A 14,970-nucleotide genomic window follows, 5' to 3' on the forward strand; every position below is an offset into this window, starting at 1 on the left:
GGTCAGTTGGACCAACTCGTGATCCATGTTAGGTTGGCGTCATGACGCTTCAGGTCAACATCGCCGAGGCCAAGGCCCGCCTGTCCGAACTGGTCGCTCGCGCCGAGGCCGGCGAGGAAGTCGTTCTCGCCCGGTCGGGAAAGCCCATTCTTCGCCTTCAAACCCTGTCGCGGCCTGTCCGGAAGAAGAAACATCGTTTCATCGGTGCCCTGGCGCATCTGGGGCCTCTCACTGACGAGGAAGCGAACCTTTTTCTGGAGCCTGATCCAGAGTTCGAGGCTGCGGCCCGCTCCGAGGATGAGGATCACCTCTACAAGTGAGTGCGGTCCTTCTCGATACCCACGTCCTTGTCTGGAGCTTGTTCGATCGCCCCGAACTGACGGCCTCCGCGCGCGGGTGGATCGAGGATGCATCCACCATCTATGTCAGCGTGGTCAGCATCTATGAGATCGACTTCAAGCGACGGCGAGGTGGGCTGCGGGCGAAGGACTCGTTCCTTCAGCGGATGCCGCAGAATATGCCGGAGGCCCTTCCCTCGTTTGGCTTCAGGATTGTGGACATCTCCGCCGAAATCGCCTGGCGCGCCGCCCGGCTTCCCATCGACCATCCGGACCCTTGGGACCGAATTCTGGTCGCCCAGGCCATGGCGCTGGAAGCACCCCTGATCAGCAACGACAAGCCCTTGCGCGCCTCCGTCGATGGCCAGCCGAAGACTCGCGGCGTCATAGTATTCTGACCCGCGGCCCCGCCCTCGGCGCGGGAAGCAGATGCGTCACCGCCCACACCAGGGCGTCGGCCCGGTCGGGACTACGCCCGCCACCGTCCGCCGACCCCAGCGCCATCAGTTCCTCTTCCAGCGCCGGAAACGCCCCGCAGTGGACGACCCGGCCCTGTTCATAGAGCGCCGCCACCGGCTCGGCCCGCGCCGTCTTGCCCCGGCTGGCATGGACCAGTCTGATCGGGACCTCACAGCCGCCGTGGGCCAGCACGGTCCGCACCATTTCGCCACCCTGGTTCTTCTCGGCCACAATCTCGCGCGCACCGAACTCCCGCGCCGTCTGCGCCACGAGGGTGGCCCAGCCCTGCGGCGACTCCCCGCCCCTCGACCGGTCGGCCAGCACATAGGCGCATCTGTCCCTGCGTCCGACGACCACGATCCCGCAGGCATCACCGCCCGCGCTCGCCGGCGGATCGACCGCCACCACGATCTGCTCCAGCGACGCCGGCCGATGGCCGCGCGCCCGCGCCAGATCCTCGGCCCGGAACAGCGCCCCCTCGGCCTCGACCATCAACCCCTCCAGCTCCTGAGCCTCCAGCCGTGTCCCGGCGTAGAGCGCGCGCAGATGCGCCAGAAACCCCGGCGACAGATGATCGGCATTCGCCTGCGTCCCGGCCCGGTCCACCACCACGCGTGTCTCCCCCAGCAGCCGGCGCAGCGCCGGGATCGGGCGCGGCGTGGTGGTCACCACCAGGCGCGGATCATCGCCCAGTCTCAGCCCCAGCCTCAGATTGCCGAGCACCAGCTCCGGCCTCCGCCAGGCGCAGAATTCATCGGCCCAGCCATGGTGGAACTGCGGGCCTCTCAGGCTGTCGGGGTCCTCGGCAGAAAAGGCGTGGGCCTCACTGCCGTTCGGCCAGACCAGACGCCGCCGCCCCGCTTCCCAGCGCGGGCGTTTCGCCCGCTCCGGCAAGGCTTTCAGCCCCGAGGGGCCCTCCACCATCACCTCGCGCACATCATGCAGCGTCGCCCCGACGAGGGCGAACCGCCGGTCCTTTATCTCGGCAAGGTGGTTGATCCACCAGGCCCCGGCAAACGTCTTGCCGGCCCCGCGTCCGCCCAGCAGCACCCAGGTGCCCCAGTCCTTTGACGCAGCCGGTGCCTGATGTTCATGCAGGCTGAACCGGCTCGCGCACACTTCGTGCAACTGGCCAGCATCCAGGCTCGACAACGATTCCCTTCGCTTCCAGAACGGCGTTGAGGCGATCGAGACGGGTCTCCAGTTCGGCCCGCATGCGTTCGAGATTTTCGGGGGTATCGTCACGATGTTTCATCTCACCCTCTTCCAGCTGACGACCGCCTGATTGCAGCGGTGGCGACAGCGCCACGACGGCCCGACCCGAACGGGCGAAGACGCCCACGGTCCGCACCCGTCGCTCCGCCGCGGCCAGGTCGCCCGACGTCGGGGCGGCCGCCTTCACGACCGCCAGGTCCGCATCCATGATCGCCATAAGGTCATCCTGCAGCGCGTCGGACCATGCCGCCGCCCGCGCCGCCCTGTCCTGATTTCCCGTCATGCCCAAAGAATAGGCGACCAGCGGAGTCCGGCGGGCAAATCGCCGGAACAAAACTTCAATATCCTGATTCAGAACAGTTTTATTGCGCAAACCCGACTATGGATTCGCGAAAGGTCAGCACAGCGTCATACCGCTGGACGGCGGATCTTCAGGGCCTTGCCCGGGCCGGCTGTCCGTCTGCGGAGTCATCCGGCGTGAGGGCTGCGCCCAGGGCACCGAGCAGCGTGCTCACCTGGATCGGCTTGCCGACATGCCCGTCCATGCCCGCCTCCCGGCATCGCTGAACCTGCTCCGGCTGAACATTGGCCGTCAGGGCAATGATCGGCGTCCGTCCGATGGCACCGCCCAGGGCCCGGATGGCCCGGGTCGCATCCAGCCCGTCCATGACCGGCATATGCACGTCCATCAGGATCAGGTCATAGGCGCCGGTCCGGGCGGCCTCGACCGCCTCGGCTCCGTTGCACACCGTCTCCATCGCCAGACCAAGCCCGCCCAGGATCGCCGTCACCAGTTCCCGGTTCGGCGCCGCATCATCGGCAATGAGGATTTTTATCCCGCCCGGGATCGCGCGGGCTGTCGATTCCGGTGCGTCCGGCGTCGCCACGGTTTCAACCATGGGCACTTCGAACCAGAAGGTCGACCCCAGGCCCGGCCGGCTGTCCACCCCGATCTCGCCCTCCATCATCTCGATCAGGCGGCGCGAGATGGCCAGGCCCAGCCCGGTGCCGCCATAGACCCGCGTGGTCGAGGCGTCGGCCTGGATGAACCGGTTGAACAGGGCGTCGATCTTGTCCGGGGCAACCCCGATGCCGCTGTCCGTCACCGCGACTCTCAGACGGCCGTTCGCCGCCACCGACATCTCCAGTCGAACGCCGCCGGCGGCCGTGAATTTCAGGGCATTGGACAGGAAGTTCAGCGTCACCTGCCGCAGTCGGCCCGCATCCCCCATCAGTCGGGCGGGCAGGTCGGCGGCAATCACCGTCTCCAGCTTCAGACCCTTGGCCTCGCACTGGGTTTCCACCATGGCGACAGCGTCCTCGGCCAGGGCACGCGGATCAAACGGCTCCGGGTCCAGATCAACCGCATCGGCCTCCAGCTTGGAATAGTCGAGAATGTCGTTGATCACGCCGAGCAGCACCTCGCTGGCCGTAGCGATCCGGTCCGCATATCTGCGCTCGGTCTCAGGCAGGTTCGGGCTGTCCTGCAACAGGCCCGAGAAGCCGATCACACTGGTCAGCGGCGTCCTCAGCTCATGGCTCATATTGGCCAGGAACTCCGACTTGGTCCGGGCTCCGGCCTCCGCGACATCGCGTGCCGCGATCAGCTGGTCTTCCAGCGCCTTGGTCTGCGACACGTCGCGAACAACGTCCTGAAACTCCAGCGCCCGACCCTTGGCGTCTCGGATCACCTTCGGATGGGCCTCCAGCCAGACCGTCCCGCCGTCCTTGCGCAGGCCGCGATAGGGCACGCGCGGCGAGGGTGCGCCCGGTCCCGCCTTGGCATAGGCGGCGAAGGCACGCCGCGCGCCGGCGACGTCGTCAGGGTGCATGAACCTCCAGAACGGGCGGCCCACCAGCTCCTCGGGCCGATAGCCCATGGCCTCCTCGAGGGAGGGCGAAACATAGCGGAAAACGCCGTCCATCCCGTAGGTGGCAATGATGTCCGTCGCATTGTCCGCCAGCAGCCTGAACCGCGCCTCGCTGGCGGCGATCTGCTCGTGGGCACGGAGGCTGTCGGTGACGTCCTGGAAGACGCCGAACAGGGCAACGACCGCACCCGTTTCATCGCATTCCGGGCGACACTGGGACGATACAATCCGCGTTTCTCCATCCTCCCGGATGAGTCGCAGCTGGAACCCTCCACCGATCCCGGTCTCGATCGCCTGCCGGCAGCAATCCGCCACCGTCTGGCGATCGTCCGGGTGGTAACAGCCGATCGCGTCATCAAGATTGGGATCGAAGCTGTCCCGGCTCTTGCCATGGATCCGGTAGACCTCGTCTGACCAGGTGACCGCCCCGCTCGCCGCATCAAGCCGCCAGCTGCCGACGCCCCCCAGCGCCTCCGCCATGCCCAGGGTCTCGACCAGTTTGGTCTGCACCCGTTCGGCTTCCTTTCGGGCCGTGATGTCCCGGACATGGTCGTGAATCTCGAACAGCCCGCCGTTCGGATCGAAAATCGGCCGGGGTGATGCCTCAAGCCAGACGACAGACCCGTCCTGTTTCAGGGCCCTGTATTCGAACCGCGGCTTTTCGGCGGGACCGGCCGCCACACTGTTTGCAAGATCGGCGCGGACCTGCGGAAGGTCATCGGGGTGGACGAAATCGGCCCAGTTCCGGCCGATCATCCCGGCGGGCGCCCGGCCCAGAACCGCTTCCACCGAAGGCGAGAGATAACGGAACGTCCCGTCCGGCCCATAGCAGGCAATGATGTCCGTCGCCGTCTCGCTCATCAGCCGGAACAGGGATTCGCTGCGTTCCAGCCGCTCCCTCGAGCGCACCGCCTCGGTCACATCCTGGAACACACCGAACAGGGCGACGGTCCGGCCCGCCGGATCCTGCTCGGTCGCGGCCCGGGTCACGACGAGACGTTCCCCGAGAGCGGGGGTCCGGAGCCGCAATTCGAGGTCATAGCCCTCACCGGTCGCGATGGCCCGCGACACGGCGTCGGCCAGCACCCTGGCATCGTCGGGATGATAGGATGCCAGAAGGGCCTCGCGGTTGGGCGCGATCTCCTGCGGCGCATAGCCGTGGATTCTGTAGACCTCGTCTGACCAGGTGACCTCGCCGGTCTCGACCTCGTATCGCCAGTTGCCGACCCCGGACATCTGCTCTGCGAGGCGAAGGAGATTCAGCTCCTCTGTCTGACCCCGCTGGGCGGCCGTCTGTTCGAACATTCTTCCGGCGATCGCCGCGATCTGGTCGAGCGTCGCCAGTTCAGAGGCGACCGGGGCCGGCCTCGGCTTCGAATCCATGATGCCGACCGCACCCACCGGTTCACCCTTGCGGGTGCTCACCGTAGCGCCCGCAAAGAACCTCAGGAACGGCTCTCCGGCGACCATCGGATGATCCTTCAGGACCGGATGAAGCGTCAGATCCTCAATCACCAGATGAGCGCCCGGCCCCATCCCGACCAGAAGATTGCTGACGCTGAGGTTCCGCGGCAGGACGCCTTCTCCCGCCGCGCCCCCTGAACGAAACACCGCAAGGTCGTACTGGATGAAGGACACAAGCCCGAACGGAACCTCGAACTGGCTGCGGAGCAGGGCCGTCAGATGGTCGAACGGCGTATCGAGTTCCAGACTGTGCTGTCGATTCACCTTGGCCGCCTCGTCCCGGTTACGGATCACAGAAGACCACAGGGAAGCGAACGTTTGGTTAGCGGCCGGGCGGAATCACCCGCCCCGTTCCAGGTTCCACTCCGGCGCCTCGAAATCCAGCGCATCCTCGGGATCCTTCAGGGCCAGTTCCGACACGGTCTGACCACGGACGGAAACGCCCGCCGCATGCACACTCTCGGGATCGCCCGAGATCAGCGGATGCCAGTCGGCCAGTCCCCGCCCCTCATGGATCCGCCGATAGCCGCATGACTTCGGCATCCACCCCAGCTGTTCGATGTTCCACGGCGTCAGCTTGATGCAGTCAGGCACCTGGGCGCGCCGGTTGGCATAGTCGACACAGGTGCACCGATCGCTGTCGAACAGTTTGCAGTGCACCCGGGTGGGCACGACCTTGCCAGTATCCTCGTCCTCGAACCGCACCAGGCAGCACAGGCCACAGCCGTCGCACAGACTCTCCCACTCCTCGCGGGACATCTGTTCCAGACGCTTGGTTTGCCAGAAGGGCCGTTCCATCGGCGGCCTCTTACCCGGATCGGTCGGCCCTGTCGCCGTCCGCGCGCCCGGACACCCCGGGGCGCACAGCCGGTGGCCACAGGACCCTGCACCGCCTATATGGCCGCCTTCAGCCGCGCAGCCTCCCCGCTGTGCCGCCTATCCAGGTTTCGCATGGCTCCCCGTCCTCCGCTCGTCGCCCTCAAGAACGTCCGTCTCCAGGACGGCCAGCGCCCGCTGTTCGACGGGGTCGACATCGCCATCGAGCCGCGCACCCGGGCCGCCCTCGTGGGCCGCAACGGGGCCGGCAAATCGACCCTGATGAAGATGGTCATGGGTCTGATCGAGCCCGATGCCGGTGACCGCTCCGTCCAGGCCGGCACCCGCTTCGCCTATGTCGCCCAGGAGCCCGTCCTCACCGGCGAGACCCTGCTCGACTACGCCGCCTCGGAAGGGGCCGAGCGCTGGACCGCCGAGGCCTGGCTGGCGACCTTCGGCCTCGATCCGGCAAAGCCTGCCGTCAACCTGTCCGGCGGCGAGATCCGCCGCGCCGCCCTGGCCAAGGCCTTCGCCGAAGAGCCCGACCTGCTGCTGCTCGACGAGCCGACCAACCACCTCGACATCCTGGCCATCGAACTGCTGGAGGAGGAGCTGCTCCAGGCCCGCTTCTCGGTCCTGGTCGTCAGCCACGACCGCGCCTTCCTCAACCGCGTCACCCAGTCCTGCCACTGGCTCGAAGGCCGCCGCGTCCGCACCCTCAACAAGGGCTTCGCCGCCTTCGACGAATGGGCCGGCAAGGTCATGGAGGAGGAGGCCGAATCCCTGCGCCGCCTGAACAAGGCCATCGAGCGCGAGACCTACACCTTCTACCGCTCCATCACCGCCCAGCGCACCCGCAACGAGGGCCGCGCCCGCGCCCTCAACGCCATGCGCGAGGACCGTGCCGAACGGGTCAGGGACCTCCCGCGCGAGCTCAACCTCGGCGTCGATTCCGGCGGCCTGTCAGGCAAGCTGGTGGCCGAACTCAAGGGCGTGACCAAGGGCTTCGGCGAGCGAACCGTCATCAAGCCGTTCAGCACCCGCGTCATCCGCGGCGACCGGCTGGCCATCGTCGGCCCCAACGGCGCGGGCAAGACCACCCTGGTCAAAATCCTGCTCGGCCAGCTCAAGCCGGACGAGGGTTCGGTCCGCCTCGGCGCCAATCTGGAGCCCGTCTATCTCGACCAGTCGCGCGAGGGCCTGCGCAGCGACATGACCCTGTGGGACGCCCTGACTCCCGGCGGCGGCGACAGCGTCCTGGTGCGCGGCGTCTCCAAACACGTCGCCGCCTATGCCAAGGACTTCCTGTTCCAGGAAGGCCAGCTCCGCCAGCCGATCTCGACCCTCTCGGGCGGCGAGCGCAACCGCCTGCTGCTCGCCCGCGCCCTGGCCAAGCCGGCCAATATGCTGGTCCTCGACGAGCCGACCAACGACCTCGACATGGACACGCTCGACAAGCTGGAAGAGCTGCTCGAGACCTATGACGGCACCCTGATCCTGGTCAGCCACGACCGCGACTTCGTCGACCGTCTGGCCACCTCGACAATCGCCATGAACGGCCGCGGCGACATCGTCGAAACCCCCGGCGGCTGGACCGACTTCATCCGCCAGAACCCCGGCTTCCTCCAGCCCGGCGCCAACCCCCGCCCGCAGGACAAGGATGCCGCCCAGCGCGCGGCCGCCGCCGACGAGGCGCGTCGGGTCGAGAAGGCGGAGCCTTCTGACCGCGCCTCAACAAGGAAGCCCGGCAAACTGACCTTCAAGGACGCCCACCGTCTGAAGGAGCTCGAGGGCCTGCTGGTATCCCTGCCCGAGGACATCGCCCGCCACGACGCGACCCTGTCCGACCCCGACCTCTACGCCCGCGACCGCAAGGCCTTCGACCGCGCCACCGCCAACGCCGACCGCGCCCGGTCGCTGCTGGCTGCGGCTGAGGAAGAATGGCTGGAGCTGGAGGCGAAGCGGGAAGCCCTGGCAGGTTGAGCCCTGGTCGCCTGTCCGGGATGCCCGAGGTTGATCGGAGGAAGCCGTCCTGTCGCGTGACGTCTCGGCTGGGCTTCCGTAGAGTCCCGCCATGTCTCTGACGGTTCATTCCCTGGAACTGACTCCCGCTCAGGCGAGGGCCGCCCGGCGGATCAATGCGGCTTTGGCGCTCGCCCCCCGACTCAAGACCGACGGCTGGCAACTGGCCGTCGGCCAGCGCCTGAACGGCGTGCTCAGCCGCGCGGCGGGCACCGTCACTGAAGCGGCCCTGAAGCGGCGTGGTGTCACGGTCTCCAATACGTCGATCACAGGTCCGGACGGTCCCCTGCCCCTCAGGATTCTCCAGCCGTCCGGCCCTTCCCGCGCCCTGATCGTGGATCTGCACGGCGGCGGCTGGGTGGTCGGCAGCGCCGCCCTGAACGACCGCTTGACCGGCCATCTCGCGGAGGCCGGCCTCGCTGTCGCCTCCGTCGACTATCGGCTGCTGGATGAAACGCGCGGCGTGTTGATGCCGGACGCGGTCGCCGACTGCGAGACGGCCCTTCGCTGGGCCCTGGGAGCAGGCTCGCAAAGCTTCGGCACCGATCGTGTTTTCGTCGTAGGCGAGTCTGCGGGCGCGCACCTGGCCGCGCTGGCGGCGCTGACCCTGCGCGACCATGCCCCCGCCACCGGCCTGTCCGGGTGCATCTTCGTACAGGGCGTCTTCGATCTGTCGGCGACCCCGTCAGTGCGTGCGGCGGATTCTGAAACCCTGTTGTTTGACGGTCCGAACCTGGCCCGGGACCTTGGGCGGCTTACCCCGGGCCGGGACGAGACGGCTCGACAGCATGCGGACGTCTCGCCCCTCTACGCCGACCTGTCCGGTATGCCGCCGGCACTGTTCATCATGGGCGAGGCCGATCCCTTCCGCGATGACAGCCGGCTGATGGCCGAGGCCTGGGCATGTCATGCGCCGGCCACCTTGTTGTCCGTTCCGGACGCCCCCCACGGCTTTCAGCATTTCGGCGCGCCCACGGCGGCGCTCGCACAGGCCTTTGTTCGCCGCTGGATCGCTGAGATCAGCGCCTGAATCCACTTTTTCGACCCGTTTTCGCGCGCCTGTGCAGAAGTCACAAGACTTTCACATGTCGAAGAAAATTCGAAGAATGACACAGGTCTCTGCCCGCCCTGCACGATTTATCCCCAAGACCGCCCACAGACGGTCGTTCCGGACCGCTTGCCACATCTGCGGATCGGAGCGAGCTTGATCAGGCCGAGGGACACGGCGGCGCGGAAACCCGGGGAGACCCGGGGATCAAGGCGGACCGGCCCGGCTCTCTGATCGAACGCACCGGGGGGTTTCGACCCTGACGGACGGGAGACAGGATCAAGGCCCAAGGGACCCTTCAAAGGCTTCGGCCGGAGAAGACCGGAGGGAACCGGATCGGGATCGATGGACGGCGCGGGGCTCGACCTCGTGGAACGCCGGAGACCAGGAGCGCGACAGGATACAGCTGACCATCACCGGGGTTCGCCTCGCTGATGCCGAAGCCAGGGCCCTGAACCTCAATGGCCAAGTCCAACCCGGACTTGGCGAGGGGACGAGGAAAACCGGTTCGCCGGGGCTCTTCGTCCCCTCGCTCAATTCTGGTTGGCGCTATCGCTCGCCGCGCGGCGGCTCGCTGCTTGAGCGCGGTCCATCGTCATCCCCCGACTTGATCGGGGGATCGCGACGCGGTCGCTCGCCGCTTGAGGGCGGTCCATCGTCATCCCCCGACTTGATCGGGGGATCGCCGCGCGGCGGCTTGCTGCTTGAGCGCGGTCTTCTCCTCCCCCTCCCGGGGGAGGTGGCACGGCGCGCCTTCGCGCCGTGACGGAGGGGGCAGGGCCGCACCGTCCTTCCATCGCCCCCCTTCCCCTTCGCATGCCCGGGCCGTAAACCTCGGCCATGACCTTGCGTGGGAATCGCCCAGCCTCGCCTCGCCGCCGCGCCCTTCTGGCCGGTGCCGGAGCCCTCGCGGCCACGGCAGCCCTCACCGGCTGCCAGCGCGCCGAGGCGCCCGTCGACGAGGCGGGCCGCGTGCGCCTGCGCTTCGCCACCGACTGGCGGGCCCAGGCCGAGCACGGCGGCTTCTACCAGGCCCTGGCCTCGGGGGCCTATGCCAGGCGCGGCCTCAACGTCGAGATCATCCAGGGCGGCCCGGGCGTGAATGTGCCCCAGCTTCTGGCCTCGGGGGCCGTCGAGCTGGGCATGGGCTCCAACAGCTTCATCCCGATGAACCTGGTCGCCGAGGGGGCTCCGGTGAAGGCCGTCGCCGCCTTCTTCCAGAAGGACCCCCAGGTCCTGATCGCCCACCCGGACCCGGCGCTGGAAACCATCGCCGACCTCGCGGACCGCCCGTTCCTGCTCGCCACCGCCTCGCGCGACGCCTTCTGGGTCTGGCTCAAGGCGAAATACGGTTTCACCGACGATCAGGTCCGGACCTATAATTTCAACCCCGCGCCCTTCCTCGCCGACGAGCGGGCGGTGCAGCAGGGCTATCTGACCTCCGAGCCCTACAGCATTGAACAGGCCGCGGGCTTCGCCCCCAGGGTCTTCCTGCTGGCCGACGAGGGCTATCCCTCCTACGCCGCCATGGTTCTGGCCCCCAATGCCTTCGCCCGCGACAACGCCGCGGCCCTGCGCAGCTTCATCGCCGCCTCGGCCGAGGGCTGGCGCGACTATATCCAGGGGGATGGCCAGACGCCGCAGAACCGGGCCGCCGACACCCTGATCCGCAAGGCCAATCCCGAGATGACCCAGGCCATCCTCGACCAGGCCCGGGCCAGGCTGAAGGCCAACGGCATCGTCGACGGCGGCGACGCCGCCCTCTACGGCCTCGGCACCATGACCGCCGAACGCTGGCAGGCCTTCTTCGATGTCACCGCCCAGGCCGGGGTCTATCCGCCCAATCTGGACTGGCGTCAGGCCTTCACCACCCAGTATCTGCCCGGCCGTGGCTGAGGCACGGACGGGTGCCGCGGCGTCCCTGGACGGCGTCCGGGTCCACTATACCGGCCGCCCCCCGCTCGGCCCCCTGGACCTGACCATAGCCCCCGGTGAGATCGTCGCCATGGTCGGCGCCTCGGGGGCCGGAAAGTCCACCGTCCTGCGGCTGCTGGCCGGGCTCGAGCCGCCTTCGGCGGGCACGGTTCACCTGACGGGCGGACGCACCGGCTTCGTCTTCCAGTCGGCCACCCTGATGCCCTGGGCCGACGCCCTCGCCAATGTCGCCCTGCCGCTTGAGCTGGCCGGCATGGCGCGCGCCGAAGCCCGCGACCGCGCAGCCGAAGCCCTGACCGCCGTGGCACTCGGCGACCGGCTCAACGCCCGCCCGCGCCAGCTGTCCGGCGGCATGGCCATGCGCGTGGCCCTCGCCCGCGCCCTCGTCACCGAACCGGATCTCCTGCTCCTGGACGAGCCCTTCGCCGCCCTCGACAGCGTCACCCGCCGCCGGCTGATCGAGGATCTGCACCGCCTCTGGGCCGCCCGCCACCCGCGCCCGGCCATCGTCTTCGTCACCCATGACGTCGAGGAGGCCGTCTATCTCGCCGACCGGGTCGTCGTGCTCGATGCGGCAACCGGCCGGGTGGCTGCGACGCGCGTTTCACCCGGCTCGCTGCCGAGGCCGTCCGGCTGGCGTGCCGACGCCGGCTATCGCGCGGCCGTTGAGGCGCTGGCGGCCGACCTGGCCGAGGCCATGCCGTCCCTTTCGGAGGTCGGCAGATGACCCGGCTTCTGCCACCCCTGCTCCTGACCGCCGCCATCCTGCTGGGATGGGAAATCGCCTGCCGCCTGCTGCAGGTCCCGCCCTGGTTCCTGCCCCCGCCCAGCGCCGTGGCGACCGCCCTGATCGCGCGCGCGCCCCTCCTTGCCGCCTCCGCCGGCGCCACCTTCTGGATGGCCTTGCAGGCCCTGATCCTCGCGGCAGTGCTCGGCGGCGGTCTGGCCCTCGCCGTCTCCCTGAGCCGCCCGGCCGAACAGGCGGTCCGCCCCCTCGCCGTAGCCCTTCAGGTCACGCCCGTGGTCGCCATCGCCCCGCTGGTCATGATCTGGGCCGGACTGGACAACGCCGACCGGGCCGTGGTCGCGCTCGCAGCGGCCGTCGCCTTCTTCCCGCTGTTTTCCGGGGTCCTGACCGGGCTGAAGTCCGCGGATCCGGACCTCGAGCGGCTGTTCGACCTCTACGGTGCCACCCCGGTCCAGCGCCTGATCCGCCTGCGCCTGCCGACCGCCCTGCCCTTCATGCTGGAGGGTCTGCGCGTGGCCGCCGGCCTGGCGGTGATCGGTGCCGTAGTGGCCGAGTTCGTCTCCGGCTCCGGGGCCACCCAGGGGCTGGCCTGGCGGCTGCTGGAAGCCGGAAACCGGCTGCGCACGGCCGACATGCTGGCCGCCCTGACCTGTCTGATGATCATGGGCCTCTTGCTCAACGCCGCGGTCGGTCTGCTGGAACGGGCGGTTCGGCGCAGACTTGCCTGAGCCGGACCCGGGCGTGGAGAGAAACGGCGTTAGCGGTGGGTTAAGCGGCGCGTGACTATAAGACCGCTCCCTCCCCAGGTCCGGAGCGCCTCCCTTGCGCCGCCAACTGCATGTGACGACTGCCCTGCTCGCCGCCGCAGGCGGGGTGCTGTTTGCCGGCCATGCCTCGGCGCAGAGCGTTCCAGCGCCGACGGGTGAAGTCCACAGCCTGCGCTATGTGGCATGGAGCGGACGCGACGAGACGGTTTCGGCACCCCGCCCGGCCGCTGTTGCATCGGCCGGCCCGATCCGGCGTGACCTCAGACGCCCCAACCCCGTCATTCCGCACGGCGGCACGACCTCGAACGCCCCCGCGGCTCCGACCCGGCCCGGTCTGACGCCCGCCCCCGGCTTGCGCCGCACCCTGACCCCCGCCGGCGACTGGACGAATCCCGTCGCCCCGGCCCCGGCTCCCGCACCCCGGCCCCGTGCGGCCCCCGATGCCCTGCCCGATACCCGCTACCCGGTGGTGTCGGCCGAAAGGATTGAGGCGCAGCCTGCCCCGGCGGCCCCGCTCGCGCCTCCGCCGCCGCCGGCCCGGACCGAGCCCTTCGACCCCATGGCCCCGCGACGCGACGCGCCGATCTTCAGAATGCAACAGGACGGGCCCGTCCCCGTTCCGACCGCCGCCCTCCCGGGCAGCCGGCCGGACGCCATCGCGCCGCCCGAGGAGCCCCAGCCCCCTCGTGTCACTGACGTCCGCGAGAGCGGCAACCGTCCCCAGACCCAGGGCGGCCGCTACTATTCGGTGCACCGGCAGAATGGTCGGCAACCGGACAGACTCGAGATGCCGGCACCGAACTATGTGGACGCCCTGGCAGTGACCATGCCCGAAACCATAGCCTCGCAGGACCTCGCCGCCCCCCAGCCGGGACCGACCCTGATCCGCGACGCCCAGGGCCGTGTCCGCCCGATGCCTGCAGCCACCGACGGGGACTATCAGTGACATCTCGTCTGCCTGAATTGATCGCCATGGCCGAGGAGGGGTCGAGCGAGAAACGCCGCGCCCTGTTGCGCGAACTGACCGAGCATTTTTTCGGTTCTGCGACCCGCACCGCCTCCGAGGACGCCCTCTATGGCTCGGTCCTGGCCCGGCTGGCGACCGACATGGAGGCCGCGGTTCGCACCGAACTGTCCGTCCGGTTCGCCCAGGCGTCCGACGCCCCCCATGCCCTGATCCACCACCTCGCCAATGACGATGCCGCCGTCGCCTCGGCCGTCCTGACCGCTTCGCCGGTCCTGACCGATGAAGACCTGCTGGGTGTTGTCCGCAAACACGGGCAGGAGCATCTGCGCGCCGTCTCGTCCCGCCCCTCGGTGTCCGAGGTCCTGTCCGAGGTCATCGTCGAACGCGGCGACGACGAGACCCTGGGCACCCTGCTGCGCAACGACGGAGCCCGGCTGTCCCGCAAGTCGTCGGAGGTCGCGGTCGAGCGGGCCAAGGTCAATCCGGCGCTGCATGAGGCGGCCGTCTCGCGCGTCGGCCTGCCGCCCGACCTGCTGAATGAGATGTATTTTGTCGTCGAGGCCCGGTTGCGGACCCGCATCCTCGAACAGAACGCCCGCATGGACCCCGCCCTGCTGGAGAGCGCTCTTGCCGCCGGCCGCGACCGGATCGCCACCAACGACGGTGCCCTGCCCGCCGACTACGCCGAATGCTTCGCCTATGTTGAAGAACTGAGAGCCGCCGGTCAGTTGACGCCGCAGATGCTGGCGCGGTTCCTGCGCTCGGGCAGCCGGACCTCGTTCCTGATCGCCCTGGCCCAGATGTCCGACATCGACTTCCATACCGCCCGCCAGATCATTGAGCGCCGGGACCTGGACGCCCTGGCCGTGGTCTGCAAGTCGGCCGACCTCGATCGTGCCCTGTTCCTGACCTATGCCCTCGTGCTGCTCAACGACGACGGCGGGGCCATGGCCAAGGCTCAGTCCTTCGCCGGGATGTATACCGAGTTGACGAAGGACGCCGCGCTCAGGACCCTGCGCTTCTGGCGCATGCGCCGCGGAGCCGCCGCAGCCTAGAGCAATCGGCGCTCCAGTTGACGCATTGGCCTCCAGCGACAAGGGTTCATCACAACGAGCACAACGGGCCACAGCGGACACGACGGGATCGAGACGGTGGCACCATCGGGGATCGCTTCCTTCAGGCTCGATTTTTCGTCGGAGGAAGGTTCGGCGGCAAAGCCGCCCTTGTCTCGTTTCGTTGCCGGGAAGGATCGACACACGCGGCAACCGCACGGTCCCGTCGTGTCCGTTGTGACCGCGTTGTGCTCGCCGTGATGAACCT

Annotated in this window: 14 protein-coding genes; 9 read left to right on the plus strand and 5 right to left on the minus strand. The window is 68.6% G+C overall.

The annotated features are described in order from the left end of the window. Positions 1-41 precede the first annotated feature (41 nt). The gene (locus Q0053_RS10310) at positions 42-320 is read left to right on the plus strand and encodes a type II toxin-antitoxin system Phd/YefM family antitoxin (RefSeq protein WP_298099692.1); all 279 of its coding nucleotides are present in this window, start codon (positions 42-44) and stop codon (positions 318-320) included. Further along, on the plus strand, positions 317-736 hold the full coding sequence (locus Q0053_RS10315) for a type II toxin-antitoxin system VapC family toxin (protein ID WP_298099695.1): 420 nt from the start codon (positions 317-319) through the stop codon (positions 734-736). Before Q0053_RS10310 ends, Q0053_RS10315 begins: the two co-directional genes overlap by 4 nt. Here Q0053_RS10315 and Q0053_RS10320 read toward each other — a convergent pair. From Q0053_RS10320 to Q0053_RS10335, 4 genes are all read right to left on the minus strand, one after another. Beyond that, on the minus strand, positions 723-1,916 hold the full coding sequence (locus Q0053_RS10320; RefSeq protein WP_298099744.1) for a terminase family protein: 1,194 nt from the start codon (positions 1,914-1,916) through the stop codon (positions 723-725). The two genes, Q0053_RS10315 and Q0053_RS10320, sit on opposite strands and share 14 nt — an antisense overlap. Then, positions 1,888-2,295, minus strand: a complete 408-nt coding sequence (locus tag Q0053_RS10325; protein ID WP_298099697.1) for a hypothetical protein — start codon at positions 2,293-2,295, stop codon at positions 1,888-1,890. The genes Q0053_RS10320 and Q0053_RS10325 overlap by 29 nt, the downstream gene beginning before the upstream one ends. Before the next feature lie 148 nt (positions 2,296-2,443). Beyond that, entirely contained in the window at positions 2,444-5,611 is a 3,168-nt protein-coding gene (locus tag Q0053_RS10330; RefSeq protein WP_298099700.1) for a PAS domain-containing protein, read from the minus strand. Positions 5,612-5,686: 75 nt separating this feature from the next. Further along, a complete protein-coding gene (locus tag Q0053_RS10335; protein ID WP_298099703.1) occupies positions 5,687-6,145 on the minus strand; it encodes a YcgN family cysteine cluster protein in 459 nt (152 codons plus the stop codon). A gap of 153 nt (positions 6,146-6,298) precedes the next feature. Here Q0053_RS10335 and Q0053_RS10340 point away from each other — a divergent pair, with 153 nt between their 5' ends. From Q0053_RS10340 to Q0053_RS10370, 7 genes are all read left to right on the plus strand, one after another. Continuing rightward, positions 6,299-8,146, plus strand: coding sequence for an ABC-F family ATP-binding cassette domain-containing protein (locus Q0053_RS10340; RefSeq protein ID WP_298099706.1), 1,848 nt, complete (start codon positions 6,299-6,301; stop codon positions 8,144-8,146). Positions 8,147-8,237: 91 nt separating this feature from the next. Then, positions 8,238-9,215, plus strand: a complete 978-nt coding sequence (locus tag Q0053_RS10345; protein WP_298099709.1) for an alpha/beta hydrolase fold domain-containing protein — start codon at positions 8,238-8,240, stop codon at positions 9,213-9,215. Between the two features lie 858 nt (positions 9,216-10,073). Beyond that, positions 10,074-11,129, plus strand: a complete 1,056-nt coding sequence (locus Q0053_RS10350; RefSeq protein WP_298099711.1) for an ABC transporter substrate-binding protein — start codon at positions 10,074-10,076, stop codon at positions 11,127-11,129. Continuing rightward, positions 11,122-11,895 carry an ABC transporter ATP-binding protein gene (locus Q0053_RS10355; protein WP_298099714.1) on the plus strand — a complete coding sequence of 258 codons (774 nt, stop codon included), beginning with the start codon at positions 11,122-11,124 and terminating at the stop codon, positions 11,893-11,895. Before Q0053_RS10350 ends, Q0053_RS10355 begins: the two co-directional genes overlap by 8 nt. Next, a complete protein-coding gene (locus Q0053_RS10360) occupies positions 11,892-12,644 on the plus strand; it encodes an ABC transporter permease (RefSeq protein ID WP_298099715.1) in 753 nt (250 codons plus the stop codon). Before Q0053_RS10355 ends, Q0053_RS10360 begins: the two co-directional genes overlap by 4 nt. Positions 12,645-12,738: 94 nt before the next feature. Then, positions 12,739-13,629: a hypothetical protein gene (locus Q0053_RS10365; protein ID WP_298099718.1), complete on the plus strand. Its 891-nt coding sequence runs from the start codon at positions 12,739-12,741 to the stop codon at positions 13,627-13,629. Continuing rightward, positions 13,626-14,705: a DUF2336 domain-containing protein gene (locus Q0053_RS10370; RefSeq protein ID WP_298099721.1), complete on the plus strand. Its 1,080-nt coding sequence runs from the start codon at positions 13,626-13,628 to the stop codon at positions 14,703-14,705. Before Q0053_RS10365 ends, Q0053_RS10370 begins: the two co-directional genes overlap by 4 nt. Here the strand turns inward: Q0053_RS10370 and Q0053_RS10375 are convergent. Further along, positions 14,702-14,970 (minus strand): hypothetical protein (locus tag Q0053_RS10375; RefSeq protein WP_298099724.1); only part of this gene is annotated, 269 nt, incomplete at its 5' end. The two genes, Q0053_RS10370 and Q0053_RS10375, sit on opposite strands and share 4 nt — an antisense overlap.

The sequence above is a fragment of the Brevundimonas sp. genome, from assembly GCF_027487935.1.
Taxonomy (GTDB): domain Bacteria; phylum Pseudomonadota; class Alphaproteobacteria; order Caulobacterales; family Caulobacteraceae; genus Brevundimonas.